21 protein-coding genes, 1 tRNA gene and 2 pseudogenes are annotated in these 26022 nt (G+C 73.2%); 21 read left to right on the top strand and 3 right to left on the bottom strand.

Features of this window, described 5'->3' with window-relative positions; genetic code table 11:
* Window positions 1-95: 95 nt before the first annotated feature.
* On the top strand, window positions 96-1130 hold the full coding sequence (locus QNO07_RS01425; protein ID WP_283989456.1) for a bile acid:sodium symporter family protein: 1035 nt from the start codon (window positions 96-98) through the stop codon (window positions 1128-1130).
* 35 nt (window positions 1131-1165) lie between these two features.
* On the opposite strand, the gene fdhD is transcribed toward QNO07_RS01425, so the two are convergent.
* A complete protein-coding gene (fdhD, locus tag QNO07_RS01420; RefSeq protein ID WP_283989455.1) occupies window positions 1166-2014 on the bottom strand; it encodes a formate dehydrogenase accessory sulfurtransferase FdhD in 849 nt (282 codons plus the stop codon).
* Window positions 2015-2198: 184 nt separating this feature from the next.
* Here fdhD and QNO07_RS01415 point away from each other — a divergent pair, with 184 nt between their 5' ends.
* Window positions 2199-2684: a phosphatase domain-containing protein gene (locus QNO07_RS01415; RefSeq protein ID WP_283989454.1), complete on the top strand. Its 486-nt coding sequence runs from the start codon at window positions 2199-2201 to the stop codon at window positions 2682-2684.
* Window positions 2685-2839: 155 nt separating this feature from the next.
* Here QNO07_RS01415 and QNO07_RS01410 read toward each other — a convergent pair whose 3' ends face one another.
* On the bottom strand, window positions 2840-3016 hold the full coding sequence (locus tag QNO07_RS01410; protein ID WP_283989453.1) for a hypothetical protein: 177 nt from the start codon (window positions 3014-3016) through the stop codon (window positions 2840-2842).
* A 334-nt stretch (window positions 3017-3350) separates the two neighbouring features.
* On the opposite strand from QNO07_RS01410, the pseudogene QNO07_RS01405 reads away from it, so the two are divergent.
* From QNO07_RS01405 to QNO07_RS01315, 19 genes and pseudogenes are all read left to right on the top strand, one after another.
* Window positions 3351-3986: pseudogene (locus QNO07_RS01405) on the top strand (DUF6879 family protein); the annotation flags it as partial.
* A gap of 36 nt (window positions 3987-4022) precedes the next feature.
* A pseudogene (locus QNO07_RS01400) lies at window positions 4023-4255 on the top strand (Scr1 family TA system antitoxin-like transcriptional regulator); the annotation flags it as partial.
* A gap of 315 nt (window positions 4256-4570) precedes the next feature.
* Window positions 4571-5752 carry an ROK family transcriptional regulator gene (locus tag QNO07_RS01395; RefSeq protein ID WP_283989451.1) on the top strand — a complete coding sequence of 394 codons (1182 nt, stop codon included), beginning with the start codon at window positions 4571-4573 and terminating at the stop codon, window positions 5750-5752.
* A gap of 300 nt (window positions 5753-6052) precedes the next feature.
* Window positions 6053-7594, top strand: coding sequence for a sugar ABC transporter ATP-binding protein (locus tag QNO07_RS01390; protein WP_283989449.1), 1542 nt, complete (start codon window positions 6053-6055; stop codon window positions 7592-7594).
* A complete protein-coding gene (locus QNO07_RS01385; RefSeq protein WP_283989602.1) occupies window positions 7591-8616 on the top strand; it encodes an ABC transporter permease in 1026 nt (341 codons plus the stop codon). Before QNO07_RS01390 ends, QNO07_RS01385 begins: the two co-directional genes overlap by 4 nt.
* Before the next feature lie 75 nt (window positions 8617-8691).
* Window positions 8692-9768 (top strand): substrate-binding domain-containing protein, encoded by a 1077-nt coding sequence (locus tag QNO07_RS01380; protein WP_283989448.1) that lies wholly within the window; start codon window positions 8692-8694, stop codon window positions 9766-9768.
* Window positions 9769-9781: 13 nt separating this feature from the next.
* Window positions 9782-10975: a Gfo/Idh/MocA family protein gene (locus QNO07_RS01375; protein ID WP_283989446.1), complete on the top strand. Its 1194-nt coding sequence runs from the start codon at window positions 9782-9784 to the stop codon at window positions 10973-10975.
* 17 nt (window positions 10976-10992) lie between these two features.
* Entirely contained in the window at window positions 10993-11997 is a 1005-nt protein-coding gene (locus tag QNO07_RS01370) for a sugar phosphate isomerase/epimerase family protein (RefSeq protein WP_283989445.1), read from the top strand.
* Between the two features lie 313 nt (window positions 11998-12310).
* Window positions 12311-14863: a PQQ-dependent sugar dehydrogenase gene (locus QNO07_RS01365; RefSeq protein WP_283989444.1), complete on the top strand. Its 2553-nt coding sequence runs from the start codon at window positions 12311-12313 to the stop codon at window positions 14861-14863.
* A 28-nt stretch (window positions 14864-14891) separates the two neighbouring features.
* The gene (locus QNO07_RS01360; RefSeq protein ID WP_283989443.1) at window positions 14892-16298 is read left to right on the top strand and encodes a ThuA domain-containing protein; all 1407 of its coding nucleotides are present in this window, start codon (window positions 14892-14894) and stop codon (window positions 16296-16298) included.
* Window positions 16299-16414: 116 nt separating this feature from the next.
* Complete coding sequence (locus tag QNO07_RS01355) at window positions 16415-17572, top strand: inositol-3-phosphate synthase (RefSeq protein ID WP_283989442.1); 1158 nt, start codon at window positions 16415-16417, stop codon at window positions 17570-17572.
* The gene (locus QNO07_RS01350; RefSeq protein ID WP_283989441.1) at window positions 17569-18462 is read left to right on the top strand and encodes an SCO3242 family prenyltransferase; all 894 of its coding nucleotides are present in this window, start codon (window positions 17569-17571) and stop codon (window positions 18460-18462) included. The genes QNO07_RS01355 and QNO07_RS01350 overlap by 4 nt, the downstream gene beginning before the upstream one ends.
* Entirely contained in the window at window positions 18459-19373 is a 915-nt protein-coding gene (locus QNO07_RS01345) for a sugar phosphate isomerase/epimerase family protein (RefSeq protein ID WP_283989440.1), read from the top strand. The genes QNO07_RS01350 and QNO07_RS01345 overlap by 4 nt, the downstream gene beginning before the upstream one ends.
* Entirely contained in the window at window positions 19367-19957 is a 591-nt protein-coding gene (locus QNO07_RS01340) for an EboA domain-containing protein (RefSeq protein ID WP_283989439.1), read from the top strand. Before QNO07_RS01345 ends, QNO07_RS01340 begins: the two co-directional genes overlap by 7 nt.
* Window positions 19957-20823 carry a TatD family hydrolase gene (locus QNO07_RS01335; protein WP_283989438.1) on the top strand — a complete coding sequence of 289 codons (867 nt, stop codon included), beginning with the start codon at window positions 19957-19959 and terminating at the stop codon, window positions 20821-20823. Before QNO07_RS01340 ends, QNO07_RS01335 begins: the two co-directional genes overlap by 1 nt.
* A gap of 3 nt (window positions 20824-20826) precedes the next feature.
* Complete coding sequence (gene eboE, locus QNO07_RS01330) at window positions 20827-22083, top strand: metabolite traffic protein EboE (protein WP_283989436.1); 1257 nt, start codon at window positions 20827-20829, stop codon at window positions 22081-22083.
* Window positions 22080-23546: an alkaline phosphatase family protein gene (locus tag QNO07_RS01325; protein WP_283989435.1), complete on the top strand. Its 1467-nt coding sequence runs from the start codon at window positions 22080-22082 to the stop codon at window positions 23544-23546. Before eboE ends, QNO07_RS01325 begins: the two co-directional genes overlap by 4 nt.
* A gap of 89 nt (window positions 23547-23635) precedes the next feature.
* On the top strand, window positions 23636-24691 hold the full coding sequence (locus QNO07_RS01320; protein ID WP_283989433.1) for a sugar phosphate isomerase/epimerase family protein: 1056 nt from the start codon (window positions 23636-23638) through the stop codon (window positions 24689-24691).
* A 268-nt stretch (window positions 24692-24959) separates the two neighbouring features.
* Window positions 24960-25044, top strand: a tRNA-Leu gene (locus QNO07_RS01315).
* 91 nt (window positions 25045-25135) lie between these two features.
* Here QNO07_RS01315 and QNO07_RS01310 read toward each other — a convergent pair.
* Entirely contained in the window at window positions 25136-25969 is an 834-nt protein-coding gene (locus tag QNO07_RS01310) for a pentapeptide repeat-containing protein (protein WP_283989432.1), read from the bottom strand.
* Window positions 25970-26022: the final 53 nt, after the last annotated feature.

Genomic DNA, 26022 nt, shown 5'->3' with positions numbered 1-26022 from the left:
CAGCGGGCGACGGCGGCCGGGGGCGGCCGGGGGCGTGGCCGCCGTGGCGGGGGAGTGCCGCCGGGAGCGGTAAGCGGCCGTGATTCAGTGGGCCCATGCGCCGCCTCACCCGCTTCGTCGACCCGTTCCTGGTACTGCTCGTGGCGACGGTGGCACTGGCCGCGCTGCTGCCCGCGTCAGGTCCCGCCGCCGAGGCGGTCTCGGTGTCGTCGAAGATCGCCATCGGGCTGCTGTTCTTCCTCTACGGCGCCCGGCTCTCCACCCGGGAGACGGTTGACGGACTGCGGCACTGGCGGCTGCACCTGACCGTCGTGGCCTGCACGTTCCTCGTCTTCCCGCTGCTGGGCCTGGCCGCTCGCGGCCTGGTGCCGCACGTGCTGACCGAGGAGTTGTGGCACGGGCTGCTGTTCCTGTGCATCGTGCCGTCCACTGTGCAGTCGTCGATCGCGTTCACCTCGATGGCCCGAGGCAACGTCCCGGCGGCGATCTGTGCGGGCACCTACTCCAGTCTGCTGGGCATCGTGCTCACACCGCTGCTGGCCGGCCTGTTCATCGCCTCCGGCGCGGGCTTCTCCGCGGAGAGCCTGCTGGGGATCGGAAGCCAGCTGCTGCTGCCCTTCCTGGCCGGGCAACTGCTGCGGCGCTGGATCGGCGCCTTCGTCACCCGGCACCGCGCGGCGCTGTCGCTGGTGGACCGCGGCGCGATCCTGCTGGTGGTGTACACCGCGTTCAGCCAGGGCATGACGGAAGGCGTCTGGGAGCGGATCTCGCCGTGGCGCCTCGCCGGGCTGTTCGGTGCGGAGGCGGTGCTGCTGACCGTCATGCTGCTGCTCACCGCCTACGGGTCGCGGGCACTTCGCTTCGACCGCGCCGACCGGGTGACGGTGCTCTTCGCCGGGTCGAAGAAGTCCCTGGCCGCCGGGCTGCCGATGGCGGCGGTCCTGTTCGGCGCGCAGGCCTCGCTCGCCGTGCTGCCGCTGATGCTCTTCCACCAGATGCAGCTCATGGTGTGCGCGGTGATCGCCCGCCGCCTGGGCCGCCGCGCCGAGCGGGAGCAGGCCGCGGAGGAAGGGGAGGCGGGCGACGACCCGCAGGACCCGCCGCCCCGGGACGGCCCCGGCAGCACCTGACCCGCCCCCGTCCGCCGGCGGACGGCGGCCGGGCCTCAGCCCTCCGCGTCTGCCCCGGACAGGTCGAGGCGGTGCTCCCCGCTGTACACGTTCATCGACGCGCCGCGCAGGAATCCGACGAGGGTGAGGCCGGTCTCCGCCGCCAGGTCGACGGCGAGCGAGGACGGCGCGGAGACCGCAGCCAGCACCGGGATGCCCGCCGTCACCGCCTTCTGCGCCAACTCGAACGACGCCCGCCCCGACACCAGCAGCACGTGCCCGGCCAGCGGCAGCCGCCCCTGCTGGAGCGCTCGCCCCACCAGCTTGTCGACGGCGTTGTGCCGGCCCACGTCCTCCCGCACGTCCACCAGCTCGCCGTCGGGGGTGAACAGCGCCGCCGCGTGCAGGCCGCCGGTGCGGTCGAACACCCGCTGCGCCTCCCGCAGCCGGTCCGGCAGCGAGGTGAGCACCCGGGCGGTCACCGGCCGGGGGAAGTCGTGGGGCAGGGTCCAGCGTGCGGTGGCCCGGACCGCGTCCAGGCTGGCCTTGCCGCACAGGCCGCAGGACGAGGTGGTGTAGACGTGCCGTTCCAGCGAGATGTCCGGCACCGGCACGCCGTCGGCGAGGCGGACGTCCACCACGTTGTAGGAGTTGCCGCCGTCCTGCGTCGCACCGGCGCAGTAGGCGATGCCGGCCACCTCGTCCCTGGCACCCAGCACACCCTCGCTGACCAGGAACCCGGCCGCCAGAGCGAAGTCGTCACCCGGTGTGCGCATGGTGATGGCCAGCGGTCTGCCGTTGAGGCGGATCTCCAGCGGCTCCTCCGCGACCAGCGTGTCCGGCCGGGTGGTGACCACCCCGTCGCGGACCCGGATGACGCGGCGGCGGTCGGTGGCCCGTCCCATGTCCTCACTCCTGCGCGCTGTGGTGGTGCGGGGCGCGGGACACCGCACCACGGGGAGCCCCCGGCCGGTGGGCCGGGGTCCCGCCTGCCATTGTCCGCCACGCCGACCGGGGCCCGCGCACCCCGTGCACGCTGTGCACCCCGCGCACGCTGTGCGCGGACCGCGCCCGTCGTAGGCTGCCCGTATGGGAACAGCGACTCGGCCCATCGCGGTCTTCGACCTGGACGGCACGCTCAGCGACACCCGCCACCGGCTGCACCTGGTGGCGCCGGGCCGTAAGGACTGGGACGCGTTCTTCCGCGCCGCCCGCCAGGACCCGCCTCTCGCGGACGGAGTGGCCCTGGCGCAGCAGTGGGCGCACGAGTGCGACCTGGGGTACGTCACCGGCCGGCCCGAGCGGTGCCGTGCGGACACCGAGCTGTGGCTGGCCGAGCAGGGGCTGCCCTCCGGTGAGCTGTGGATGCGCCGGGAGGGGGACCGGCGGCCCGCCCGGGTGACGAAGCCGGCGCTGCTGGAAGGCCTGGCCGCCCGCCGCACGGTCGCGGTGGTCGTCGACGACGACCGCCTGGTGTGCGCGGAGTACCGCAAGGCCGGGTTCCAGGTGGTCGTCGCCGACTGGATGCCCGAAGCAGCCTCACTCCGCCAGGCCCAGCACGAAGGCCGCACCTGACGGCCCGCCCGCCGGCAGGTGCCGGCGACGAGCCGCTCACACCTGCTTGGGGTTCGATCCGGCTCGGTCTCCCTTCCGCAGGGATCGGACGGCTGGCTGACCGCTCCAGCACGGCATGAGTCCCCCGGCCGGTACGTGGGTGTCTCGTGTGCCGCCTATGCCTGGGCTTCGGACTCCACGGGTCGGACGCGCTCCAACGGCACGTCCCATTCGATGCCGCCGCCTTCCGGAACCATGAACGCCTGGCTCTTGTGCAGCTTGCCGTTCGACTTGAAGCACTCCTCGATCACGCCCACCAGCAGGCCTGTTCGCTTCGAGATCGTGTCCACCACGAGGGTTCCGCGAGGGTAGGGCAGCGCGCCGTGGCTGAGGGTCGTTGCTGCCTTTCCGTGCCCGCTCATTCTCTGCCCCCTCGCTGGAGTGCCTGAGCCAGGCGGGCGACTTCGACGGAGCGCACACGCCACAAGCTCAACGAGCCGCAGTCGAGGGAGATCCGGGTCGGTCCTCAGGGAAGGGCGGACGATTGCGGCTTCGGCAGGCGCTGCTCTCAGGGACCCGACGCCAACGAACGGGTCGACGTCCTGCTGTTCCGTGGCTCTCATGAACCGGACGCTAGAAGTGGGCAGTTACCCGGTGATATGCCGATTTCCATAGTTTGCTCGGTACGCACAACTCCAGCACTTCGGGCCTGGCGATGCAGTGGTGGCTGTGCCGCGCGAACTGCTCGTGAACTGGGGACCAAAGGAGATGGAGCGGGTGCCGGAGATCGTCGACCGGGCCGCCTTCCGGCGTCTCTTCGAGACCTTCAACCACACCGCCTGGCGACTGGAGACGCGGCGCGGCTACGCGTCCGACCGACAGGACCCCGACTTTCAGGCGTTCCTTGCCGCCGGATCGTCTCCGTACGATCCCAACGAGCCCTGGTTCGTCAACATCAAAGCCCAGAGGGGCGCGGGCAAGACCGTCGGACGTGTCCGCATCGCCGACAACCCGCCCACGACCGAACAGCGGTTTCAGCTCGACTACGCGCGGCACAACGCCACGGCTGGCGAGGACATCCGCTACCTGTGGCGCGAGGACGCCGATCGTGCCGCTCTGCCCGCTGAGGACTTCTGGATCTTCGACTCACGGATTGTGGCCCGTCTGCATTTCGACGACGAGGACAACATGCTCGACGTCGAGCTGATCACCGAACCGGCCGAGGTCGTTCGATGCGCCATCGTCCGCGACGCGGCGATGCACCACGCTGTGCCGTACGACCAGTTCGCCGCCCGGGTGGCGGGAACCGAAGAGCGTGCGTGACCGGTGAGCACTGACCATCAGCAGGCAAGGGCGGCGCTGGGCGTTCTTCCGTTCACGGCGCCGGTCAGGTCGTGCCTGCCAACGGCTTCTGGGTCCTTGAGAACCGCCTCGTCGTCGCGGAGGACTGGCACGCCGAGATGTGGTTGGACGACGCCGACAACATCGCCCTGTACTCGAAGGTGTGGAAGACCCTCCGCGAATCGGCTGTGTACGGGGCTGACGCCCACAACGTCATCAACTCGGCACGGCGTGCGCTGAAGCCGGGTTGACGACGCTGTGGGCGCGCCGGGGGCCAGTACCCCGAGCGCACCCCTCAACGATCAGGCACAGGGTCAGGAGCGCCCCCGAACACCCGTGGCCGCTCAGCCCCATAGGGGCCAGTCGGTGTGGGCCCCGCCCCCGCCGACCCGTCTTTGTCCTCGCTCAGGAAAAAGTCTGCCTCGAATGCTGCACAACTTCTTCCCACTCCGGCGGACCGCTGCTACGTTCCCGTGAAAGCCCAGGCATGGCTGGTTCTGCCGGGTGGTGAACAGCAACCGGTTCCCCGGTCTCGACCAGGGGGAGGGAGGGGCAGCGTGAGGCGCATGACGGCACGGCCCGCCAACGCGCACCAGGCACGGCTGCTCCGGCTGCTGCGCGACGGCGGCGCCAACTCCCGGGCCCAGCTCGGTGACCAGGTGGAACTGTCCCGTTCCAAACTCGCCGTGGAGATCGACCGCCTGCTGGAGACCGGCCTCGTGGTCGCCGACGGCCTCGCCGCGTCCCGTGGTGGCCGCCGCTCCCACAACGTCCGGCTCGCTCCGCAACTGCGCCTGCTGGGCGTGGACATCGGTGCGACGTCGATCGACGTGGCCGTCACCAACGGCGAGTTGGAGATTCTCGGCCATCTCAACCAGCCGATGGACGTACGCGAGGGACCCGTGGCGGTCTTCGAGCAGGTACTCGCGATGGCGGCCAAACTCAGGGCCACCGGCCTCGCCGAAGGCTTCGACGGCGCCGGCATCGGAGTGCCCGGCCCGGTGCGCTTCCCGGAAGGTGTGCCGGTGGCCCCACCGATCATGCCCGGCTGGGACGGCTTCCCGGTACGGGAGGCGCTCAGCCAGGAACTGGGCTGCCCGGTCATGGTCGACAACGACGTGAACCTGATGGCCATGGGCGAGCAGCAGGCCGGAGTGGCCCGCAGCGTCCGGGACTTCATCTGCGTCAAGATCGGCACCGGCATCGGCTGCGGCATCGTCGTGGGCGGTGAGGTGCACCGCGGGACCACCGGCAGCGCGGGCGACATCGGCCACATCCAGGTCGAACCCGACGGCCGGGACTGCCCCTGCGGCAACCGCGGCTGCCTGGAGGCGCACTTCAGCGGCGCCGCCCTGGCTCGGGACGCCGAGGCGGCGGCGGCCGACGGCCGCTCCGCCGAGCTGGCCGCCCGCCTGGAGGCGGCGGGCCGGCTCACCGGCGCCGACGTCGCCGCCGCCGCGGCGGCAGGCGACACCACCAGCCTGGAACTCATCCGGGCCGGCGGCACCCGGACCGGCCAGGTCATCGCGGGCCTGGTCAGCTTCTTCAACCCCGGCCTGGTGGTGATCGGCGGCGGGGTGACCGGCCTCGGCCACACCCTGCTGGCCAGCATCCGCACCCAGGTGTACCGCCAGTCGCTGCCGCTGGCGACCGGCAACCTGCCCATCGTCCTCGGAGAACTCGGCCCCGCGGCCGGCGTCACCGGCGCCGCCCGCCTGATCAGCGACCACCTCTTCTCACCGGCCTGACCCGCACCACTCCGCCCCGCACCACTCCGCCCCGCACCGGTTCGTCCCGCAGGGCCGGTGCCACCGCAAGGCCCGCAACGCCGCACGAGCCCCGCACCGCCGCAGCCGTACCGCCCGTACCGCAGCTCAGCCGTACCGCGCCGTACCGCAGTCGCGTCGCCGCACAGCGCCGCACCCGCTCGTTTCCGCATCCGCAGCCGAACCCGCTCCCGGACCTGGTTCCCGCACCCGCCGCACCCGCAGAGCCGTACCGGTGATCAGCCCTGCCCGCTCACCGGCGGCACGCCGAGGAGGCATGCCATGGCGTCCCCGCCCGACGCGCCCGTTCTCACCATGACCGGCATCACCAAGACCTTTCCCGGCGTCCGCGCCCTGGACGGTGTGGACCTCGACGTGCTTCCCGGCGAGGTGCACTGCCTGCTCGGCCAGAACGGCGCCGGCAAGTCCACCCTGATCAAGGTGCTCTCCGGCGCCCACCAGCCCGACGAGGGGCAGATCAGCTGGCTCGGCGAACCGGTCCGGCTCACCTCTCCGAGTACCGCCACGGCGCTGGGCGTTGCCACCATCTACCAGGAACTCGACCTGGTGGAGGGCCTGTCGGTCGCGGAGAACGTGCACCTGGGCCACGAACCGGCTGTCGGCGGCTTTGTGCGCAGCAGGCAACTACGCGCCTCGACAGTGCAGTTGCTGGCCAGGCTCGGACATCCCGAGATCGACCCGGGCCGCACGGCGGGTTCGCTCTCGGCGGCCGGGCGGCAGATCGTGTCGATGGCGAGAGCGCTCTCGCACGAGGTGCGCCTGATCGTCATGGACGAGCCGTCGGCGGTGCTCGACCCCGACGAGGTCGACAACCTGTTCCGCATCGTCACCGAACTCACCGCCGACGGCGTCGCCGTGGTCTACATCTCGCACCGCCTGGCGGAGATCCGCCGCATCGGCGACCGGGTGACGGTGCTCAAGGACGGACGCGCCGTGGCCCGGGGGCTGCCGGCCCGGACCACGCCGACCAGCGAGGTGGTGGCGCTGATGACGGGCCGGGACGTCGCCCAGACGTTCCCCGCCAGGCCCGCCGCGCCGCCCGCCGACCGGGAGCCCGTGCTGCGGGTCGAAGGACTCGCTCGCCGCGGCGAGTTCGAGCCGCTCGACCTGACCGTGCGGCCGGGGGAGATCGTCGGCCTCGCCGGGCTGGTCGGCTCCGGCCGCTCGGAGATCCTGGAGACCGTCTACGGCGCACGCCGACCCACCGCCGGACGGGTGCTCGTGGACGGCCGCGCCCTGCGCCCCGGCAGCGTCATCGCCGCCGTCCGGGCCGGGCTCGGCCTCGCGCCCGAGGAGCGCAAGGCGCAGGGGCTGCTCCTGCTGGAGTCCGTCACCCGCAACGTCACCGCCTCCTCGCTGCCGCGCTTCTCCCGGGGCGGCTGGCTCGACCGCGCCGCCGAGCGTGCCGCCGCGCACGCAGCCATCCGCGACCTGTCGCTGCACCCGGACGACCCGGACCGGCCGGTGCGCACCCTGTCCGGCGGCAACCAGCAGAAGGCCGTGCTGGCCCGCTGGCTGCTGCGGGGCTGCAAGGTGCTGCTGCTGGACGAGCCGACTCGCGGTGTGGACGTCGGCGCCCGCGCCGAGCTGTACACCCTGGTGCGGCGACTGGCAGCCGAGGGCGTGGCGGTGCTCCTGGTCTCCAGCGAGCTGCCCGAGGTCCTGGGCCTCGCCGACCGGGTGCTCGTCCTGCGGGAAGGCCGGGTGGTGCATACCGCGGACGCCGGCACGCTCACCGAGCACCGGGTGCTCGACCTCGTCATGGAAGGCTCCTCCGACCTGGAAGGCAGGTCCACGTGCTGAACTCGCCGCCCTCCCTCGCCAAGGCGGGACCGCCGGGACCGCCCGCCGGCGGTCGCGATCCGGCCCGCTCCAGCCCGCTCAGCCGGTTCGCCGACGTGCGCAACCTCTCGCTGCTGGGTGTGCTCGTCCTGCTGGCCGCCGTCGGCGCGCTCACCAAGCCGGAGCAGTTCCTGAGCACCGGCAACCTGCAACTCATCCTCACCCAGGCGTCGGTGATCGGTGTGGTCACCGTCGGCGTCACCTTCGTCATCATCGGCGGCGGCATCGACCTGTCGGTCGGGGCGATCGTCGCGCTGGCGTCGGTGTGGGCGACGACGGTCGCCACCCAGGAGTTCGGGCCGGCCGGCATCCTGATGTGCGCGGTGCTGGTCGGTGTCGGCTGCGGCCTGGTCAACGGCGTGCTCATCGCCTACGGCCCGATGGTGCCGTTCATCGCGACCCTGGCCATGCTGGCCGCCGCTCGCGGACTCGCCCTGCAACTCAGCGAGGGCAAGACCCAGATGGTCACCGTGCCGTCCGTGCTCTCGCTCGGCGAACGGGACTCCTACGTACTGGGCGTGCCGCCGCTGGTCCTGGTCTTCGCGGCGGTCACCGTCGGCGGCTGGCTGCTGCTGGGCCGCACCACGTTCGGGCGGCGCACCGTCGCCGTCGGCGGCAACGCCGAGGCGGCCCGGCTGGCCGGCATCGCCGTCAAGCGGCAGCGCCTGATGCTCTACCTGCTGTCCGGGCTGTGCTGCGGCATCGCGGCGTTCATGCTCATCGTGCTCACCGGCTCCGGGCAGAACACCAACGGCAACCTCTACGAGCTGGACGCCATCGCCGCCGCCATCATCGGCGGCACGCTGCTCAGCGGCGGCCGGGGCACCATCACCGGCTCGGTGCTCGGTGTGCTGGTGTTCACCACCATCACCAACCTCTTCGCCCTCAACAACCTGCAGAGCGCCTCCCAGCAGATCGCCAAGGGCGCCATCATCGTCGCCGCGGTGCTGCTCCAGCGCCGCTCGCGCGCCGACCACCCCTGACCCGCCCCCACGGGGCCGGCCAGCGGCCGGTCCCGACCCGCCATCAGTGCCACCTGCCACGAAGGGTCGTGTGCCGTGAAACCAGCCAACCCGGGAAACCCGGCGTCCGGACTGTCCCTGCCCAGCCGCCGAGGCCTGCTGCTCGGCTCAGCCGCCGCGTCCGCCGGCGTGCTGCTCGCCGGCTGCACCAGCAACGAGAGCAACGACACCAAGGCCGCTGAGTCCGGACAGGGTCAGGTCGCCGACGACAAGCCGGGCAAGAAGGTGACCATCGGCTTCGCCGGCCCGCAGGCCGACCACGGCTGGCTCAACGCCATCAACGAGCAGGCGAGGAAGCGGGCCGAGCGGTACCAGGACGTGACGCTGGAGATCACCGAGGGCTCCAACGACAACGCCCAGCAGATCGGCCAGATCGAGACCCTGATCAACAAGAAGGTCGACGTACTCGTGGTGCTGCCCTCCGACGGCAAGGCGCTCACCCAGGTGGGACTGAAGGCGATGCGGGCCGGGGTGCCGGTGGTGAACCTCGACCGGGTCTTCGACTCCCCGCAGGCGTACCGGTGCTGGATCGGCGGCGACAACTACGGCATGGGACTCAACGCCGGGCGCTACATCGGCGAGCAGCTGAAGGGCAAGGGCAACGCCCGGGTCGTGGAGCTGGCCGGCATGGACAACCTTGAACTGACCCAGGAGCGGACCCGCGGCTTCGACGACGCGCTGAAGAACTACCCCAACATCCGCAAGGTGGCCCGGCAGGCAGCCGAGTTCACCGTCGAGTCCGGCCAGGCGAAGATGTCGCAACTGCTGCGGGCCGCACCTGAGTTCGACGCGCTGTGGAACCACGACGACGACCAGGGTGTCGGCGCCGAGCGGGCGATCAAGCAGGCCGGCCGGGACGAGTTCCTGATGGTCGGCGGGGCGGGTTCCAAGCACGCGATGGACGCCATCAAGGCGGACAGCAGCGTGCTCAAGGCGACCGTGCTGTACCCGCCCACCATGGCGGCGTCCGCCATCGACCTGGCAAGGGCGCTCGCCCAGGGCAAGGGGGTCGGCGGCCTGGCGGAGTTCGAGATCCCTGCCTCGCTGACCCTGTACTCCGCCGTCGTGACCAAGGACAACGTCGACGAGTACCTGCCCACCGGCTTCAACTGACAGGGGGAGTTCCATGCCGCACGACACCTCCGCGCCGCCGCTCGGCGTGGGCATGGTCGGTTACGCCTTCATGGGGGCCGCCCACTCGCAGGGCTGGCGTACCGTCGGCCGCGTCTTCGACCTGCCACTGAGACCGGTGATGTCCGCCGTGTGCGGACGCGACCCCGCCGGGGTGCGCTCGGCCGCCGACCGGCTGGGCTGGGCCGCGGCCGAGACCGACTGGCGGCGGCTGGTCGACCGGGACGACGTGCAGGTGGTCGACATCTGCACACCCGGCGACAGCCACGCCGAGATCGCACTGGCGGCACTCGCCGCCGGCAAGCACGTGCTGTGCGAGAAACCGCTGGCCAACTCGGTGGCGGAAGCGGAGGCGATGGCCGAGGCCGCAGCCGTGGCCGAGGCCCGCGGACAGCTGGCGATGGTCGGCTTCAACTACCGGCGCACCCCGGCGCTCGCCCTGGCCAGGCGCATGGTCGCCGACGGCCGCCTGGGGACGTTGCGGCACGTGCGGGTCACCTACCTCCAGGACTGGACGGTGGACCCGCAGTTCCCCCTGGTGTGGCGGCTCCAGCGGGAGCACGCCGGCTCGGGCGCGCTCGGCGACCTGGGCGCGCACATCGTGGACCTGGCCCAGCACCTCGCCGGGGAGTGGCTGGCGGGTGTGTCCGGCCAGACCGAGACGTTCGTGCGGGAGCGGCCGCTGCCGCACGACCGGTCCCGGCACGGCGAGGTCACCGTTGACGACGCCGCGCTGTTCCACGGCCGGTTCGCCTCCGGCGCGCTGGCGTCCTTCGAGGTCAGCCGGGTGGCGGCCGGGCGGAAGAACTCGCTGCGGGTGGAGGTCAACGGCGAGCTGGGCTCACTGGCGTTCGACCTGGAACGGCTCAACGAACTCCAGTTCCACGACCACACCGAGGACGTCCGGTACGCGGGCTTCCGGCGGGTGCTCGTCACCGAGCAGGGCCATCCCTACCTGGAGGCGTGGTGGCCGCCCGGCCACGGCCTGGGGTACGAGCACACCTTCGTGCACCAGGCCAGGGACCTGGTGCACGCGGTGGCGGACGGTTCTCCGCCGCTGCCGTCCTTCGCCGACGGCCTCCAGGTGCAGCGGGTGCTCGCGGCGGTGGAGGAGAGCGCCGCGAAGAACTCCGCGTACACGCCCGTACCCGTCCGGCCCGCCGCCCCGCAGCCGGCCGGGCCCGCTTAGGAAGAGGAGACAGCCACATGCCCAGGTCCTTCACGCTCTTCACCGGACAGTGGGCGGACCTCCCGCTGGAGGAGGTCTGCCGCATCGCCCGCGACGCCGGCTACGACGGGCTCGAACTCGCCTGCTGGGGAGACCACTTCGAGGTGGACCGGGCACTGAGCGAGCCCGGGTATCTGGACGGTCGGCACCAACTCCTGCAGAAGTACGGCCTGTCCTGCTGGGCGGTGTCCAACCACCTGGTGGGCCAGGCCGTGTGCGACGCGATCATCGACGAACGGCACCGCGGCATCCTGCCTTCGCGCATCTGGGGCGACGGTGACGCGGAGGGCGTGCGGCGGCGGGCGGCGGCCGAGATGGCCGACACCGCCCGGGCCGCCGCCGCGTTCGGCGTGCGCACGGTGGTGGGCTTCACCGGCTCCGCCATCTGGCACCTGGTGGCGATGTTCCCGCCGGTGCCCGAGTCGATGATCGAACGCGGCTACACCGACTTCGCCGAACGGTGGAACCCGGTACTGGACGTGTTCGACGCCGAGGGGGTGCGGTTCGCCCACGAGGTGCACCCCGGTGAGATCGCCTACGACTACTGGACCACGCGCCGGGCACTGGAGGCCGTCGACCACCGCGGTGCGTTCGGGCTGAACTTCGACCCCAGCCACTTCGTGTGGCAGGACCTGGACCCGGCCGGGTTCCTCTACGACTTCCGGGACCGCATCTACCACGTCGACTGCAAGGAGGCCCGTAAACGGCTCGACGGCCGCAACGGCAGGCTCGGCTCTCACCTGCCGTGGGGCGACCCGAGGCGCGGCTGGGACTTCGTCTCGGCCGGGCACGGGGACGTGTCCTGGGAGGACGTCTTCCGCATGCTGGGCGCGATCGGCTACCAGGGCCCGGTCTCCGTGGAGTGGGAGGACGCGGGCATGGACCGGCTCGCCGGCGCACCCGAAGCCCTCGCCCGGCTGAAGGCGTTCGACTACGACCCGCCGACCGCGTCCTTCGACTCCGCCTTCGGCAGCGGGTCCTGAGGGGGCGGTGTCCGCCCGGTGGCCGGGGTGGCGGGACCCCGACCGCCGGGTCGGCCCGCCGTGCCCGGGGGCACCTTTGTCCCGGCAGAGGATGAAGGCGTTCCGGGCTTTGTCAAAGCTCTTTTCGAACCGGAAGAAGCCGGTTACGGTCCCTCAGGAGACCGGTCGGCCCACTCGCAACTCCCCCCACCAGCCGCACCGCTCACCGGTTTCCCCCTTGTCAGTCGCAACCCCTGGCACGACCCGGCACCCGACAGACTCCGGCGCGACGGCGCGCGCCTGTGTGACCCGCAACCTCAGTTGGAGGACACGCGTGCACAGGACCAGAACCCCCTACCGCACCACGCTTGCCGCGTTCGCAAGCGCTCTGCTGATCGGCGGCGCCCTCACCGTCGCCGCCTCCCCGACCGCCACCGCCGCCTCGGCCGGCGCCCATGAGGCCGACGCCAAGTTCCAGCAGGTCACCCTGGCCAAGGGCGTGCAGGAGACCGGCGAACCGATGACGCTGGCCGTCCTGCCGGACAGCTCCGTGCTGCACACCTCACGGGACGGCACCGTAAGGCTCACCGACTCCGGCGGCACCACCACCGTGGCCGGCCGCGTCCCGGTCTACAGCCACGACGAGGAGGGACTCCAGGGCGTCGGCGTGGACCCGGACTTCGCGGAGAACCGCCATGTCTACCTCTACTACGCGCCGCCCCTGGACACGCCGGCGGGCGGCGCGCCGGAGACCGGTTCGGCGGCCGACTTCGCACCCTTCGACGGCGTCAACCGGCTGTCCCGCTTCGTCCTGGACAAGAACGGCACTCTCGACACCGGCAGTGAGGAAACGATTCTCGACGTACCCGCCACCCGGGGCATCTGCTGCCACGTGGGCGGCGACATCGCCTTCGACGCGGACGGCAACCTGCTGCTTTCCACCGGTGACGACACCAACCCGTTCCAGTCCGACGGCTACACGCCGATCGACGAACGCCCCGACCGCAACCCGGCGTTCGACGCGCAGCGCACCTCAGGCAACACCAACGACCTGCGCGGCAAGATCCTGCGCGTCTCCGTCAACGCGGACGGCTCCTACGACATCCCCGACGGCAACCTCTTCGAGCCCGGCACCGACCGGACCCGCCCGGAGATCTACGCCATGGGCTTCCGCAACCCGTTCCGGATGAGCGTGGACAAGCCCACCGGCACGATCTACGTCGGAGACTACGGCCCGGACGCCGGAGCCGCGTCACCCGCCCGCGGCCCCTCCGGCCAGGTGGAGTTCAACCGGATCACCGCTCCTGGCAACTACGGCTGGCCCTACTGCCACGGCGACAACGACGCCTACGTGGACTTCGACTTCGCCGACCGCAGCTCCGGCGAGCCCTTCGACTGCGCCGCGCCCCGCAACAACTCACCGCACAACACCGGGCTCACCGAGCTGCCCGCCGCACAGCCCGGCTGGATCACCTACGACGACGGTTCCGTGCCCGAGTTCGGCACCGGCTCGGAGTCGCCGATGGGCGGACCCGTCTACCGCTACGACCCGGACCTGGAGTCGGAGGTGAAGTTCCCCGAGGCGTACGACGGCGACTTCTTCGCCGGCGAGTTCGGCCGCCGCTGGATCAAGCGTATCGAGCAGGACGACGAGGGGGCGGTCACCTCCATCAACAGCTTCCTGTGGGAGGGCACGCAGGTCATGGACATGGAGTTCGGGCCGGACGGCGCGCTCTACGTCCTGGACTACGGAACCGGCTTCTTCAACGGCGACCACAACTCGGCGCTGTACCGCATCGAGAACGCCACCGACGGCTACGCACCCATCGCCCGCGCCACCGCCGACACCACCAGCGGCCAGGCACCGCTGAGGGTCGCCTTCTCCTCCGACGGCAGCAGCGACGCCGACGGCGACCCGCTCAGCTACGCCTGGGACTTCGGCGACGGCGGGACCTCCACCGAGGCCGACCCCACCCACACCTACACCGAGGAGGGCCAGTACGTCGCCACCGTCACCGCCCGCGACCCGTCCGGCAAGACCGGCCAGGCCAGCGTGCACATCACCGTGGGGAACACCGCGCCGACCGTGGAGCTGAAACTGCCCGCCGACGGCCAGCTGTTCTCCTTCGGTGACAGCATCCCCTTCCGCGTGGAGGTCAGCGACCCCGAGGACGGCGAGGTGGACTGCTCCCGGGTGAAGGTGACGTACATCCTCGGCCACGACAGCCACGGCCACCCCGTCTCCTCGGCCGACGGCTGCGAGGGGTCCATCCAGACCGCCGCGGACGGTGAGCACGACCCGAACGCCAACATCTTCGGGGTGTTCGACGCCGAGTACACCGACCGGGGCGCGGGCGACCTGCCGCCGCTGACCACCCACGACCAGCACCGCCTGACCCCCAAGCACCGCCAGGCCGAGCACTTCGACACCACCGGCGGCGCCGAGGCGGTCGACAACGCGGCTGCCCGGGGCGGCCGGGCGGTGGGCCGGATCAACGACGGCGACTGGATCGCGTTCACGCCCTACGTGCTGGACAACGCGACGGCGTTCACCGCACGGGCAGCCGGCGGAACCGGTGGCGTGGAGGTCCGCAGCGGCGCCCCTGACGGCCCGCTGCTGGGCACCGCGGAGATCAACGCCGACGGCGACCGCACGCAGTTCGAGCGGTTCACCACCGCCCTGGCCCAGCCGCCCGCCAAGGACGGCAAACCCGGCAAGGGCAAGGGCAAGGGCAAGGGCGGCAAGGACGGCGAGGGCAAGCCCGGAAAGCCGGGCAAGGGAGGCCCGCCCCGGATCGGCACCACCACGCTCTACCTGGTGTTCACCGGCGACAGCACCGACGGCACGCTCTTCGAACTCGACGACTTCACCTTCACCACCGGCTGACCCGACCGCCCAGGACCAAGGAGCCGACATGAAACTCCCCACGCGCCTGGCGGCTGCCGCTGCCGTCCTCCTCCTGGGAGCGGCGGCGGCCCTGCCCGCGCACGCAGACCCCTCGGCCGCCGCCGTAACCGACCGGCATGCCGGCCCCGCAGCGGCGGACACCCGCATCCTGGTCTTCTCCAGGACCGCCGGGTACCGGCACGACTCCATCCCGCAGGGCGTCGCCGCCCTGCGCGAACTCGGCGCCGAGCACGGCTTCGGCGTCGACCACACCGAGGACTCCGCCGACTTCACCCCCGGCACGCTCGCCGGTTACGACGCCGTCGTCTTCCTGTCCACCACCGGCGACGTGCTCAACTCCGACCAGCAGCAGGCATTCGAGGGCTACATCGCCGACGGCGGCGGCTACGTCGGGGTGCACGCGGCGGCCGACACCGAGTACGACTGGCCGTTCTACGGCGGCCTGGTCGGCGCCTACTTCGCCTCCCACCCGCACATCCAGCCCGCCACCGTCGAGGTCGCCGACCACGCGCACCCCGCGACGGCGCACCTGGGCCGCATCTGGGAACGCACCGACGAGTGGTACGACTACCGCAGCAACCCGCGTGACCAGGCCCGGGTGCTCGCCACCCTCGACGAGACGTCCTACACCGGTGGCGCGATGGGTGAGGACCACCCGATCGCCTGGTGCCAGGAGTACGAGGGCGGCCGGGCCTTCTACACCGGTGGCGGACACACCGCCGAGTCCTACTCGGAGCCCGACTTCCGCGCCCACCTGCTCGGCGGCATCCGCTACGCCACCGGCGAGGCACACGCCGACTGCCGTCCCGAGAACGGCTACACACCGCTGTTCGACGGAACCGGCACCGACGGGTGGCAGCAGGCCGGACCGGGCGGCTTCACGCTCGACGAAGCCGCCGGAACGCTCACCTCGTCCGGCGGCATGGGCCTGTACTGGTACCAGGCCAAGGAGTTCGGCGCCTACTCGCTGAAACTCGACTGGCGTGTCACCGGAGACGACAACTCCGGGATCTTCGTGGGCTTTCCCGCCTCCGACGACCCCTGGTCGGCCGTGAACCGCGGCTACGAGATCCAGATCGACGCCACCGACAGCCCCGACCGCACCACCGGTGCCGTCTACGGCTTCCAGTCCGCCGACACCGCCGCACGCGACGCGGTGCTCAACCCGCCGGGGGAGTGGAACACCTACGAGATCCGGGTCGAACGCGACCGCATCCAGGTCTGGCTCAACGGGACCCGGATCAACGACTTCACCAGCACCGACCCGCAGCGCGACCTCACCGCCGGGCACATCGGCCTGCAGAACCACGGCGACGCCGACGAGGTGTCCTTCCGCGACATCCGCATCCAGGAACTGGCCTGCCCCGACCGGCACACCGACCAGCAGGACTGCCGACCGGTCCCGGCCGACTAGCCGGCCGGGCGCCGCCCGAGGGGGCGGCCCGCGGCCACGCGGCGGGGAGGAGAACGCCGACTCCTCCCCGCCCACCCCGCACCGCACCACCCCGCCAGTCACCCAGGGAGGAAGGCGTGACCGACTCCGTCCCCGAAGGCGCCACACCCGGCACCGCACCCCGTACCGCACCGCGCACCGGCGTCTGGCTCATCGGCGCCCGAGGCTCGGTAGCCACCACCGCGATCGCCGGCTGTGCCGCACTCACCGCCGGACTCCACCCGCCCGTCGGACTGGTCACCGAGACCCCGCTCTTCGCCGACAGCGCCCTGCCGCCGCTGGACTCCCTGGTCTTCGGCGGGCACGACACCAGCTGCGTGCCGCTCACCAAGCGCGCCGACGCCCTCGTGGCAGGCGGCGTGCTGCCGTACGGTCTGCCCGCCGCAGTACACCGCCACCTCACCGCCGCCGACGCGGAAATCCGCCCCGGCGGGCCGCTCAGCGGCGACACCCGCAGCGAGCAGGAACTGGTCGACGCCTTCGCCGCCGACCTGACCGCCTTCACCGCCCGCCACCACCTCGCCCGCACCGTCGTCGTCAACGTCGCCTCGACCGAAGCCGCGCCCGCCCCGGGCGACGACCGGCTGCCGCCCAGCTCGCTCTACGCAGCCGCCGCGCTCCGCGCCGGCTGCCCCTTCGTCGACTTCACCCCCGCCACCGGCCTGCGCCACCCCCGCCTGGCCGACGCCGCCCGCCGGTCGGGCCTGCCGCACGCCGGACGCGACGGCAAGACCGGCCAGACCCTGCTGCGGTCCGTGCTGGGCCCGATGTTCCACCACCGCGCCCTGGCGGTCCGCGCCTGGTCGGGCACCAACCTGCTGGGCGGCGGCGACGGCGCCGCCCTCGCCGACCCGGCCGCCGCCGCGGCCAAGAACGCAGGCAAGGAACGGGTGCTCGCCGAAACCCTCGGCACCGTCCCCGAGGGCCAGGTGCACATCGACGACGTGCCCTCCCTCGGCGACTGGAAGACCGCCTGGGACCACGTCGCCTTCGACGGCTTCCTCGGCTCCCGCATGGTCCTGCAGACCATCTGGCAGGGCTGCGACTCCGCACTCGCCGCCCCGCTCGTGCTCGACCTCACCCGCCTCACCGCCCGCGCCCACGCCGCCGGTCTGACCGGACCCGTGGACGGCCTCGGCTTCTACTTCAAGGACCCCGAGTCCGGCCCGGCCGACCTTCCCGGCCAGTGGCAGGCCCTCGTCGCCCTCGCCGAGCGGCTGGAGCCCGGCGCGTGACCGCCCGTGACTGGGCGGAGCTGCTGCGACTGCCCGCCTGGTGCAGCGTGCCCGGCGACACCCTGGCCGGCAGCGCGGCGGCCGGGCACCGGCCGGGGCCCGCCACGCTGCGCGCGGCAGCCGCCTCCCTCTGCCTGTACCAGGCGGGCATGGCGCTCAACGACTGGTCCGACCGCCACCTGGACGCCGTCGAGCGCCCCGAGCGCCCGCTGCCCTCGGGACGCGTCACCCCGGCATCCGCGCTCACCGCCGCCGCACTGCTGACCGCCGCCGGCGTCGGCCTCGCCGCCACCACCGGACGGGCCGCCGCCGTCACCGCCACCGCGCTCGCCACGACCGTCTGGGCCTACGACCTCACCCTCAAGCACACCCCGGCCGCACCCGCCGCAATGGCCGCCGCCCGGGGCCTCGACGTGCTGCTCGGCGCCGCCGCCGTGCCGCGCGGCGGCACCCGCCCGCCTCGAGCCGCTGCCGCCCTCCGGGCCGCCCTGCCCGCCGCCGGGCTGCTCGCCGCCCACACCGCAGCGGTCACCGCCGTCTCCCGCCGGGAGGCCACCGGCGGCGGCCCCGCCGCACCCGCAGCCGCGCTCGCAGCCACCTCCGCCGTCGCGCTCGCCGCCGGACCGGGACGCGCGTTCACCGACCCCGCCCGGCTCCCGCAGACCGCCGCGGCGGCGCTCTACGCCGCCGGCTGCCTCCGCCCCCTCACGCACGCCGCGCTCAACCCCTCGCCCCACTTCCTGCAGCAGGCCGTCGGCGGCGGCATCCGCGCCATGATCCCGTTGCAGGCCGCCCTCGCCGCCCGCGCCGGCGCCCCCGCCACCGGACTGTCCCTGCTCGCACTGCTGCCGCTGGCCCGGCGGTTGTCCCGAAAGGTCAGCCCCACATGAGCGGTTCACCCCTCCCGGCCGGCGGACTCCCGCTGCGCCTGGCCTACGGCACCAACGGCCTCACCGACCTCCGGCTCGACGACGCGCTCGCCCTGCTCGCCGACCTCGGCTACGACGGCGTCAGCCTCACCCTCGACCACATGCACCTCGACCCCCTCGGTCCCGGCCTCGCCGCCCGCACCTCCCGCGTCGCCGCCGCGCTCGCCCGGCACGGCCTCTCCGTCACCGTCGAGACCGGCGCCCGCTACGTGCTCGACCCGCGCCGCAAACACCACCCCACGCTGCTCGACCCCGACCCGCAGGCCCGCGCCGCCCGCACCACGCTGCTGCTCACCGCCGTCCGGGTCGCCGCCGACCTCGGCGCGCACGCCGTGCACTGCTTCAGCGGCACCCTGCCACCGGGCACCGGGCCCGGCGCGGGCTGGCAGCGACTCGGCGACGGCATCGGCCGGGTGCTGACCGCCGCCGACGCCACCGGGGTCCCGCTGGCCGTGGAACCCGAACCCGGACACCTGCTCGCCGACCTCGCCGGCTTCCACCGGCTGCGCACCGCGCTGGGCAGCCCCCCGGCGCTCGGGCTCACCCTCGACATCGGGCACTGCCAGTGCCTGGAACCCGAACCGCCCGCGCAGTGCGTGGCCGACAGCGCGCCGTGGCTGCGGCACGTCCAGATCGAGGACATGCGGCGCGGCGTGCACGAGCACCTGCCCCTGGGCGAAGGGGAGATCGACTTCCCGCCGGTGCTCGCCGCGCTGCGCGAGAGCGGCTACCGCGGCCTGGTCGGGGTGGAACTGCCGCGCGACTCCCACGCCGGCCCGCGACTCGCCGCCGAATCCCTGGAGTTCCTGCGCGCCGCCGAGAGGCGGGCAGCCAAGACCGGACCCCGCCCGGGAGAGGAGCACCCGTGCTGACCGAACTGCGACGGCGGCTGCACGAGCGGCTGGACTGCGACGCGGCCGACTGGCTCACCCGCGCCCTCGACGAACCCGCCCACCTGGAGGGCAACTTCGCCGCCGCAGGCCGGCACTGCGGGCGGGCCGCCGCGCACGACGCCCGCGTCCTGCTGCTGCACGCGGCGGCAGCCGACCCGCAGACCTGCGCCCTGCTCTACGGGCACGGCACCGCCGCCGAACGCCGCGCCGTGCTCGACGCGCTGCCGCACCTGCCCGTCGCCGAGCGGTGCCTGCCCCTGGTCGAGGACGCCCTGCGCACCCACGACCCGCGGCTGATCGCCACCGCGCTGGGCCCCTACGGCGCCCGGCACCTGCCACAACCGGCATGGCGCCAGGCGGTGCTGAAGTGCCTCTTCACCGGCGTCCCGCTCACCGCCGTGCACGGGCTGGCCGAACGCGCCGCCGGGGACGAGGAGTTCGCCCGAATGCTGCACGGCCAGGCTCGCGAACGCACCGCCGCCGGCCGGCCGGTGCCCGAGGACCTGCACCGCGCAGCCCGACTCGCCGCAGCCCCCCGCACGTCCGGCCCGAAGGAGCCCTGATGCGCATCTTCGACCCGCACATCCACATGACCTCCCGGACCACCGACGACTACGCACGCATGCACGCAGCCGGTGTGCGCGCCGTCGTCGAACCGGCCTTCTGGCTCGGCCAGCCGCGTACCTCGCCCGGCTCGTTCCACGACTACTTCGACGCGCTGCTCGGCTGGGAGCCGTTCCGCGCCTCCCAGTACGGCATCAGCCACCACTGCACGCTCGCGCTCAACCCCAAGGAGGCCGGCGACCCGCGCTGCGTGCCGGTGCTCGACGCGCTGCCGCGCTACCTCGACAAGGACGGCGTCGTCGCCGTCGGCGAGATCGGCTACGACTCCATGACCCCGGCCGAGGACACCGCCCTCGCCGCCCAGTTGCAACTCGCCGCCGACCACGGCCTGCCCGCCCTCGTCCACACCCCGCACCGCGACAAGGCCGAAGGCGTCCGGCGCACCCTCGACGTGCTGCGCGAGTCGGCGCTGCCACCCGAGCGCACCCTGCTGGACCACCTCAACGAGACCACCGTGCGCGCCGCCGCCGACAGCGGCTGCTGGCTGGGCTTCTCCGTCTACCCCGACACCAAGATGGACCCCGACCGGACGGTGGCCCTGCTGCGGGCGCACGGAACCAGCCGCGTCCTGGTCAACTCCGCCGCCGACTGGGGACACAGCGACCCGCTGAGCACCCGCCGGGTCGGCGACACGATGCTCGCCGCCGGCTTCACCGAGGACGACGTCGATCAGGTGCTGTGGCGCAACCCGGTCGCGTTCTACTCCCTCAGCGGCCGACTGGACACCGACCTCGACCCCCGCCCCGGCGGCACGGAGACACCCGCCACCCACGAGGGCAACTCCGTACTGCGCGGCGGGGAGTGAGCCGTGCGCTTCCGCCACCCCGACGGCTCCACCGTGCACCTCGCCTACTGCACCAACGTGCACCCGGCCGAAACCCTCGACGGCGTGCTCGCCCAGCTCCGCGACCACTGCGAGCCCGTCCGCCGCCGCACCGGCCGCGACCGGCTCGGCGTCGGCCTGTGGCTGGCCCGCGACGCCGCCCGTGAACTCGGCTCGGACCCTGCCGCGCTGCGCACCCTGCGCGCCTCGCTCGACCGGCGCGGACTCGAAGTGGTCACCCTCAACGGCTTTCCCTACCGCGGGTTCGGCGCCGGTCGGGTCAAGTACCGCGTCTACCGGCCCGACTGGACCGAGACCGAACGCCTGGACCACACCGCCGAACTGGCCCGGCTGCTCGCCGCGCTGCTGCCCGCCGACACCTCCGAAGGCACCGTCTCCACCCTGCCGCTGGGCTGGCGCACCGGCTTCGGCGCCGAGCAAGGCCGCCGGGCCGCCTCCGCACTGACCACACTCGCCCAGCGCCTCGACGCCCTGCACGAACTCACCGGCCGCAGCATCCGCGTCGGCCTCGAACCCGAACCCGGCTGCACGGTGGAGACCACGGCCCAGGCCGTCACCGCGCTCACCGGCCCCGACGCCCCGCCGGCCGGGCGGATCGGTGTGTGCCTGGACACCTGCCACCTCGCCACCGCCTTCGAGGACCCCGCAACGGCCGTCACCGCACTCCGGTCCGCCGGCGTGCCCCTGGTCAAGGCGCAGCTCTCCGCCGCACTGCACGCCGAGGACCCGGCCGACATCCGGGTGCGGGCCGCGCTCGCGGAGTACGTGGAGCCGCGCTTCCTGCACCAGACACGTGCCCGCACCCCCCAGGGGATCACCGGCACCGACGACCTGCACCAGGCCCTCGGAACCGCCGATCCCGATCCCGGCGACCCCCGCGACGCCGATGATCCCGCCGTCCCGGGCCTCGCGCCGGGGGCTGCCGCGGCGGGACCGCTCGCCACCACCGGCCCGTGGCGCGTGCACCTGCACGTCCCGCTGCACACCGCGCCGCAGCCCCCGCTCACCGCCACCACCGGCGTGCTGCGCGACACGCTCACCCACCTCGTCGGCGGACCCGCACCGATCACCCACCACCTCGAAGTGGAGACCTACACCTGGCAGGCCCTACCGCCCGCCCTGCGGCCCCGCACCCGGGACCAGCTGGCCGACGGCATCGCCGCCGAACTAGCCCTGGCCCGCGACCTGCTGGCCGACCTGGGCCTCAAGGAGCTGCCGTGAACGACACCGGCACACCCGCCGCACCCGCTGCCGCCGCACCGCACGACCCGGACCGCCCCCGCCCGCTGCTCGTCGTGGACGTCGTCGGCCTCACCCCCAGGCTGCTCGCGGCCATGCCGCACCTGTCCGCGCTCGCGGCGAACGGTACGCAGCAGCCGCTGGAGACCGTGCTGCCCGCCGTCACCTGCACCGTGCAGTCCACGCTGCTCACCGGTGCCCTGCCCGCCGAGCACGGCGTCGTCGGCAACGGCTGGTACTTCAGGGACCTCGGCGAGGTCCTGCTGTGGCGGCAGCACAACGCGCTCGTCGGCGGCGAGAAGGTCTGGGACGCCGCCCGCTCCCGCCGGCCCGGCTACACGGTGGCCAACATCTGCTGGTGGTACGCGATGGGAGCGGACACCGACTGGACCGTGACGCCCCGGCCCGTCTACTACGCCGACGGCCGCAAGGAGCCCGACTGCTACACCCGGCCACCCGAACTCCACGACGAACTCGTATCCGAACTCGGCGAGTTCCCGCTGTTCAGCTACTGGGGCCCGCGGGCCGGCATCGCCTCCTCCCGCTGGATCACCGGAGCGACCCGCCATGTGCTGCGCACCCGGCGCCCCGACCTCACGCTCGCCTACCTCCCGCACCTCGACTACGACCTCCAGCGCCACGGCCCCGACGACCCGCGCGCGTTCGCCGCCGCCACCGCGCTGGACACGGAACTCGCCCCGCTGCTGGACGACGCCCGCGACGCGGGCGTGGCCGTCGTGGTGCTCTCCGAGTACGGCATCACCCGGGCCGACCGGCCGGTGGACGTCAACCGCGCGCTGCGGCGGGCCGGGCTGCTGGAGGTCCACACCCAGGACGGAATGGAGTACCTCGACCCGGCCGCCTCCCGGGCGTTCGCCGTCGCCGACCACCAGATCGCGCACGTCTACGTGCGCCGCCCCGAGGACGTCGAAGCGGCCCGCGCGGTCCTCGCCGACCTGCCCGGCGTGGACCTGCTGCTGGACGAGGCCGGACGCAAGGAGCACGGCCTGGACCACGCGAGGGCCGGTGAGCTGGTCGCCGTCGCCGAACCCGGGGCCTGGTTCACCTACTACTACTGGCTGGACGACGCCCGCGCACCGGACTTCGCGCAGCTCGTCGAGATCCACCGCAAACCCGGCTACGACCCGGCCGAACTCTTCATGGACCCCCGCGACCCCTATGTGCGGGTCCGGGCGGCGACGGCGCTGGCCCGCAAGAAGGCGGGCCTGCGCTACCGGATGGCCGTCGTGCCGCTCGACCCGTCCCCGGTCAGCGGCAGCCACGGCCGGCTGCCCGCCCACCCCGACGACGGGCCGGTGCTGCTGTGCTCGCTGCCCGGAGCCGCCGACGGGCCCGTGCCAGCCACGGCCGTCAAGAACCTGCTGCTCGACCTCTCCCTCGGCCCGCCCGCCGACGCCTCGTCCAGTGGCGCCCCGTCCGCGTGATCCGCCGACCGCGCCCGGCTCCGCCAGTCGCCCCGGCCGTTCCCGAGGCCGGCCAGGAACCGCCCACCCACGAACCAGGAGACCCGTCCATGGCCAGACACGAAGAACTCCGCCACGCCCTGAGCCGCCGCGGCATGCTCGGCGTCGCCGCCGGCGCGGGCGCCGCGGCGATGCTGGGCACCGCCGGCTCGGCCACCGCGCACGCCGCCCCCGTCCCGGGCGCGGACGCCGCCGCCCGGCCGGGTCGGGGCCGCTCGCCGATCGTGCCGCCCGGCCGCCTCGGCATCCAGCTGTACACCCTGCGCGACCAGGTGGCGCGACTCGGCTTCGGCCCGGTCTTCGAGGAGTTGCGCCGCTACGGTTACGAGGAGGTCGAGTTCGCGGGCTACACCCAGGGCACGGGGCCCATCACGCTGGGCGCGCTGAAGCGGCTGCTGCGCGACAACGGCCTGCGGGCCGTGGGCAGCCACGTCGGCTACCACTCCGGCGACCCCGCCGCGTACACCTTCGCCACCCAGCTGGAACGGGTGCTCGACGACGCCGCCGAGCTGGGCCTGCCCCACGTCGGCACTCCCAACTCGCCGGCCCGCTACGGCAACTCCGTGGACGCCTGGAAGCGGGCCGCAGCCGAGTTCAACACCTACGGCGCGGCGGCCCGCGCACGCGGCCTGAAGTTCTACCAGCACAACCACGCCGAGGAGTTCGGCTTCGCCACCGACCGCCCCGAGCAGCGGCTGTACGACCTGATGATGGCCGAGACCGACCCCTCCCTCGTCTACCTGGAACTGGACGTCTACTGGGCGTACTCCGCCCGGCACCGGTTCAGCACCCGGCCCGACGGCACCCCCGACCCGCTCGACCCGCTGGAGTACGTCAAGCGCGCGCCCGAGCGGTTCCCGCTGTTCCACGTCAAGGACGGCGAGCACGACGAGGCGCACCGCGACGGCTACCGCATGACGGACGTCGGCGACGGCGACATCGACTACCGAAGCTTCGTCACCGCCCTCGCCCGCGGCAACCGCCGGAAGTACCACCACTGGCTGGTGGAACGCGACGACGCCCCCGACGCCGTCGCCAACCCCGCGGGCTCCTTCCGCACCGCTCGCGCCTCCGCGGCGCACCTGCGCGGCGGAGGCGGCTGCTGACGGGCGGCCCCGGGCTGCCGACGCGCGGGCGCGGGGCTGCCGGGGCAGGCACCGGCTCTGTCCCGAGCCGGTGCCTGCCCCCGCCGCGCCGGGACGACCAGCTGCCGTGCACCCCTGACCTGCGCGGCAGCCGGGCTCCCCGGGGCCGGTCACCTTCCGTGACGTCCCCTGCGCGGTGCCGCGTCCCGCCGGTTACCGAGGTGAGAAGCACCGGCAAACCTTGGTATTGTTGTGCACGTCGCCGCGGCCACGGCCGCGACGCTCACCGGTCCGGGTGGCGGAATGGCAGACGCGCTAGCTTGAGGTGCTAGTGCCCTTTATCGGGCGTGGGGGTTCAAGTCCCCCCTCGGACACACACCACGCGGGAGCCCCCGGCACAGCCGGGGGCTCCCGCGCGTTCGGCAGTCCACGCACCCGATGCGGGTCGTGTGGGGCACCCGGTGGTCACCAGTGCGCCGGATGCCTCAGGTGGGCGGGCAGGCGCGTCGCCGGGTCGCCCTTCGCCGCGTCGAGCTGGGGTTGGGTGAGGAACAGCGCGCCGGTCAGGTCGGCGCCGCTGAGGTCCGCGTCGCGAAGGTCGGCGCCTATGAGGTCGGCGCGGCTCAGGTCGGCCCCCGTCAGGTCCGCGGCTATCAGGCAGGCCCCCCGGAGGCTGGCGCCCCGCAGTCGGGCGCCTCTCAGCCGCGCCCCGGCGAGGTCCGCTCCGCGGTGGTCGGCCTTGCGCCCCGGCACCTCCGCCCGGGCCAGCTCGCCGGCCCGCAGCAGCAGCGGGTTCACCGCCTGCCGCACGGCGGTGACATCGAGGCGCGCGAGCGCGTCGGCGCTGCCCCGGGTGAGCCGGTCGGTGTCCGCGAGCGCCCGGCGGAGTTGCGCGCGGACCGGGCCCGCCTGCGGCAGGTCGACGGCCTCCGTCAGGTACACCAGGAGCTCGTGCAGTTGCCGCATCACCGGGAACGCGTCGAACATCGGGCGGGCGTCGGCCGGGGACCGCCGCCAGTCCCGCCCTTCGAAGGTCAGTTGCGAGACCTTCTGCCCCGCCCCGAAGCAGTCGTACACGGTGCAGCCGGGATAGCCGCTGTCCCGCAGCCGGTCGTGGATGCGGCAGCGGAAGCCGCCACCGAGGTTGCCGCACGGCGTCCCTGCGGCCTTGTCGACCGCGAAGCCGGACGAGGCGGCGAAGGGGAGGGCGACGCAGCACAGTCCGAAGCAGTTCGAGCAGTCCGAGACGAGGTCGGGCGACTGCCGCCCGGCGGTCGGACCGGAAGGCGTGCGGGACATCGGTCGGGTCTCCTGTCGCTGGCTCACCGGCGCCACCACGTCTGCCGGGAGCG

The sequence above is a fragment of the Streptomyces sp. 549 genome (assembly GCF_030124175.1).
In the GTDB taxonomy this organism is placed as follows: Bacteria; Actinomycetota; Actinomycetes; order Streptomycetales; family Streptomycetaceae; genus Streptomyces.
The sequence above is the reverse complement of the archived record's forward strand: the minus strand, read 5'-3'. Positions and strand labels throughout refer to the sequence as shown.

Bases quoted from the DNA above. Each gene is read 5' to 3' on its own strand.
- QNO07_RS01425 (WP_283989456.1), top strand. From the start codon at position 96: ATGCGCCGCCTCACCCGCTTCGTCGACCCGTTCCTGGTACTGCTCGTG.
- fdhD (WP_283989455.1), bottom strand. From the start codon at position 2,014: ATGGGACGGGCCACCGACCGCCGCCGCGTCATCCGGGTCCGCGACGGG.
- QNO07_RS01415 (WP_283989454.1), top strand. From the start codon at position 2,199: ATGGGAACAGCGACTCGGCCCATCGCGGTCTTCGACCTGGACGGCACG.
- QNO07_RS01395 (WP_283989451.1), top strand. From the start codon at position 4,571: ATGACGGCACGGCCCGCCAACGCGCACCAGGCACGGCTGCTCCGGCTG.
- QNO07_RS01390 (WP_283989449.1), top strand. From the start codon at position 6,053: ATGGCGTCCCCGCCCGACGCGCCCGTTCTCACCATGACCGGCATCACC.
- QNO07_RS01375 (WP_283989446.1), top strand. From the start codon at position 9,782: ATGCCGCACGACACCTCCGCGCCGCCGCTCGGCGTGGGCATGGTCGGT.
- QNO07_RS01370 (WP_283989445.1), top strand. From the start codon at position 10,993: ATGCCCAGGTCCTTCACGCTCTTCACCGGACAGTGGGCGGACCTCCCG.
- QNO07_RS01360 (WP_283989443.1), top strand. From the start codon at position 14,892: ATGAAACTCCCCACGCGCCTGGCGGCTGCCGCTGCCGTCCTCCTCCTG.
- QNO07_RS01345 (WP_283989440.1), top strand. From the start codon at position 18,459: ATGAGCGGTTCACCCCTCCCGGCCGGCGGACTCCCGCTGCGCCTGGCC.
- QNO07_RS01335 (WP_283989438.1), top strand. From the start codon at position 19,957: ATGCGCATCTTCGACCCGCACATCCACATGACCTCCCGGACCACCGAC.
- QNO07_RS01320 (WP_283989433.1), top strand. From the start codon at position 23,636: ATGGCCAGACACGAAGAACTCCGCCACGCCCTGAGCCGCCGCGGCATG.
- QNO07_RS01310 (WP_283989432.1), bottom strand. From the start codon at position 25,969: ATGTCCCGCACGCCTTCCGGTCCGACCGCCGGGCGGCAGTCGCCCGAC.